This is a genomic window from Chamaesiphon polymorphus CCALA 037, from assembly GCF_003003845.1.
Classification (GTDB): domain Bacteria; phylum Cyanobacteriota; class Cyanobacteriia; order Cyanobacteriales; family Chamaesiphonaceae; genus Chamaesiphon; species Chamaesiphon polymorphus.
On the sequence record NZ_PVWO01000544.1, the window covers coordinates 1 to 3,678 of the forward strand.

Consider the following 3,678-nt stretch of genomic DNA (forward strand, 5'->3'; position numbering starts at 1 on the left):
GCATAATCATATCATTTATCTGAAAGATATTAGTAGCGATTAGCACTTATGCCATCACTTCACAGCCTAAGCTAGCCATAACAGATGTTTTAGTAGCAGCAATTATACATTGAACGATGATAGCTTCGATCGTAAAATATGCTTATGATATCTCACATTTTTTTTGTAAATTTATGGTAAAAATTAATATTTTAAACATAAAAATTGCTAAAATAGCAAGAGTGCAATTCGGCAACTTTATGTCTGCAAAGTGTGATTATCCAGAGAACTGGCAAGAAATAGCTACAGCAATTAAGCAATCTGCTGGCTATCGCTGCAATCGCTGCGGGCTGACCTGCCTGCCACCAGGGAAAAGCTATCGCCAGCTCTCCCTGTCTCTGCGCCGCCAACTTTGCGCCCTGCTTGGTGAAACGCACGCTGAGGAGACCTCAGCGCGATTTCATCCGCAAGTTCACCACCAGGATGGTATTCCCAGTCATAACGATCGAGCCAACCTCATTTGTCTGTGCGCGGGTCATTATGCGAACAATTTGGCACAGAAGTAATCATCATCAATCGCTCTGATGATAGTACATTCGAGGAAGATTTAGCTTCAGACGTGCTAGAAATTATTACAGTGTTCTCTGCTCGTTTGTATGGCAGTCGTTCCCATAAAAACAAAAAGATAGTAGAAGAGTTAAAGGAGTTGGCAAAACAGCTATGAGAATCAGTTTTAAGACAGAATTAAAACTGAATAACTATCAAAGAACTCAACTAGCTAAACATGCAGGTGTAGCTCGTCATGCCTGGAACTGGGGATTAGATCTGTGCAAAAAGATTCTCGACTACAATCAAGAGAACCCAAGCGAGAAACTAAGATTTCCATCGGCGATCGATCTGCATAAATTTCTAGTTAAATGGGTGAAGGCTGAAAATCCTTGGTATTATGAAGTATCTAAAACTAGCCCCCAATATGCGCTTAGATACTTATCAAGTGCATTCTCTGACTTCTTTAGAAAGAAAACTGCTAACGGGCGAAGGGTAGGATTCCCTCGGTTCAAGCACAAAGGGCAGCACGATAGTTTTACCCTGGAGGGTACAATCAAAGTCGAGCATCGTTCGATTCAATTACCAAAACTAGGAATAATAAAAACCTATGAAAGACTACCACAGGGATTGGCACCAAAGACAGCGATAGTTAGTAGAACTGCGAATCGCTGGTTTATCTCTTTTAGCTACGAAATCGAGCCGACAATTACCAATAAAGTAGTTGCGGCTTGTGGTGTGGATTTAGGAATTAAAACACTTGCTACATTAAGTACAGGCGAAACGTTCTCCAATCCTCAACCATATCGCCAATCTCAAGCTAGATTAGCTCGACTTCAAAAAGCAGCTAGTCGCAAAATTAAAGGCTCGAATAATCGTCGTAAGGCGAATATGAGAGTAACTAAACAACATGCAAGAACTGCCAATATTCGTAAAGATACTCTCAACAAATTGACAACACACTTGGCTAAAAACCACAGCCAACTAGTTGTCGAAGATCTGCATGTATCCGGAATGATGAAAAATCATTGCTTGGCTAAGTCTATTGCCGATTTAGGTATGTACGAATTTCGCCGCCAATTAACTTATAAATGTGAGTTATATGGTAGCGAACTAATTATTGCAAATCGCTTTTTTCCTAGTTCTAAAACCTGCTCTTGTTGCGGAAATATCCAAGACATGCCGCTCAAAGAACGTGTTTTTAATTGTCAGCAATGCAATATTAGTATCGATCGCGATCTAAATGCTGCACGTAATTTACAACACCAAGCCGCTCTTATAGTCGCGTAAATACTATACTGGGTGTAGCTTGCGCCTGGAAGCCTACAGAGGGATAGCCGCTCCGATGCCCCCGTTGAAGTAGGAAGTAGACATCAGTTTGGATGTGTCCAGATTTGTGTAGGTTCTATTGAGCGGCTGTCATTTGTGGATGCACCGTTACCCGCTACCGTTGCCAGGACAGTTATCGCTAAAGTTAAAGCTGCCACGGTTGCGAGTGCGCCATTACCGACAGCATTGGCAATTGACACTGACCGATCCGATCGATCGCTTACCACAGCTTCCATCGCACCCGTGCCGACAACTGGAGCTAGATTTAGGAAAGAGATGCGATCGTCTGTAACATCTCTCCCGTAATGGGTTCGGCTCGCTATAAAATTCGATCGAGAGCAGAGCTGGCAGTTGCGCTGCGGGTACTCTCCCAAGCTTACGACTAGGTGGGATGAGTTGCTTGTGGTGAGACGATCGTGGGAGTTGCGGCGATTGCCATCATCAGACAAATTTTCTAAAGTAATTACTTTAGAAAATTTGAAGCGTTGTGGGGGAGTCGATCGCCACACACTAAAAAGCCTTTAGCCCCGGACTACGTTATTCTTCTGGCTCGATGCAGTTATTTTTTGTCGATCCCTCACACTTCATAACTTTAGCCGCTGCTAGCAATATCGCTGAGGGTGCGGTGAAAGCTGGTGCTGATTCTGCAACTTCAATTCAAACGCTCTACGAGCAAATTTATCAAGGACAAGGTGCTTTCGGTCGAATTTGTCAGGCCATGTACACGCTTGCCTTCTTGATGTTTTGCATCAAACTTCATGCTGTCTATTTAGAAAAAGGTAAGAATTTAACAGCCATTCTACAAGGAATGGCGATTCCATTAATTCTGGTGATTCTATTAGGAACTAAAACTGGCGCACCAGCTAAATTACTAACTTATGGCTTGCGATCGATGTCGGCAAATATCGCTACGCCAATTATTTCAACCATTCAGATCGATCTAGAGCGAGACAAGATATCTCAAGCAGCCAAAGAAGCAGGATTGGCAAGAACCGAACTAGTCAAACAGTTCAATGCCAAAATTGCTAAATGCGGACTAGAAAGTACCGATATTGGCATTCAAAGAGGGTGCGTTCAAGCTAACGCTATTATCGAATTAAAAAATATTGAGAAAAATAATATTAACGACCCGACTTATAAAAGGTATCTAGAATCGGTTAGAGATAATGCCATTAATACGACCAAGCAAGAGGCAGAAGTAGCCGACAAAAATGCCATCGAACAGGCCATAACCGTTGGCTTTGCTGGAGTCATGGAGGGGATTATCAATAATCTCCTGTACTCGATAAGTATGCTGTTTTATTGGGTGGTCGAACTCAGCCAAATCATCGCATTTTACCTGTTGCCCGTAGCGATGACGATGGGTATTTACGATCTGAGTGCGATCGCTCATTGGATCGGCATTTTCTGGAGTTTGTGTAATGCCAAGATTTGCTTTGCGATCGTGGTCGCTTTAGTCGTTTATATCGCTCAAACTTTTAATTTTGCTGGCTATATCCTCTCTTTACTACTAGCCTTTTTTGCACCTGCCATCAGTTATATGTTCGCCAAAGGTGGCGCGGTCGCAATTGCCGAAGGGCTGTCCACCTTGCCTGCTGGTGCCGTAGCTGGAGCGATTGGGAAGGGGTTCGCAAACGTTCGCAGCAGAAGGCAAGCAAGTCGCAGCATTCAGCAAGTGAGTATCGTTAAATCAACCAAACCATCTAAAGCTACCAAATAAACGATATGCAGATGGCGATCGCCAGTTACGACTTACGACGACTCTGTTGACATTCTGGGGTAAATAGTATCTTTCGATACCAAAATACATTTTACTCTTTCCCC

General features: G+C 43.0%; 4 protein-coding genes and 1 pseudogene. 4 read left to right on the forward strand and 1 reads right to left on the reverse strand.

The window, feature by feature from the left end:
• Positions 1-239: 239 nt before the first annotated feature.
• The 3 genes and pseudogenes from C7B77_RS26055 to C7B77_RS26065 all read left to right on the forward strand — a co-directional run bounded on the left by C7B77_RS26055 (position 240) and on the right by C7B77_RS26065 (position 1,815).
• On the forward strand, positions 240-545 hold the full coding sequence (locus C7B77_RS26055) for a hypothetical protein (protein ID WP_181244040.1): 306 nt from the start codon (positions 240-242) through the stop codon (positions 543-545).
• A pseudogene (locus tag C7B77_RS26060) lies at positions 515-703 on the forward strand (recombinase family protein); the annotation flags it as partial. The gene C7B77_RS26055 and the pseudogene C7B77_RS26060, both read left to right, overlap by 31 nt.
• A complete protein-coding gene (locus C7B77_RS26065) occupies positions 700-1,815 on the forward strand; it encodes an RNA-guided endonuclease InsQ/TnpB family protein (RefSeq protein ID WP_106311852.1) in 1,116 nt (371 codons plus the stop codon). The pseudogene C7B77_RS26060 and the gene C7B77_RS26065, both read left to right, overlap by 4 nt.
• 83 nt (positions 1,816-1,898) lie before the next feature.
• Here C7B77_RS26065 and C7B77_RS29415 read toward each other — a convergent pair whose 3' ends face one another.
• On the reverse strand, positions 1,899-2,363 hold the full coding sequence (locus C7B77_RS29415) for a hypothetical protein (protein ID WP_146138525.1): 465 nt from the start codon (positions 2,361-2,363) through the stop codon (positions 1,899-1,901).
• Between the two features lie 44 nt (positions 2,364-2,407).
• Here C7B77_RS29415 and C7B77_RS26075 point away from each other — a divergent pair, with 44 nt between their 5' ends.
• Positions 2,408-3,574, forward strand: a complete 1,167-nt coding sequence (locus tag C7B77_RS26075; protein ID WP_106311859.1) for a hypothetical protein — start codon at positions 2,408-2,410, stop codon at positions 3,572-3,574.
• The last annotated feature ends 104 nt before the right edge of the window (positions 3,575-3,678 follow it).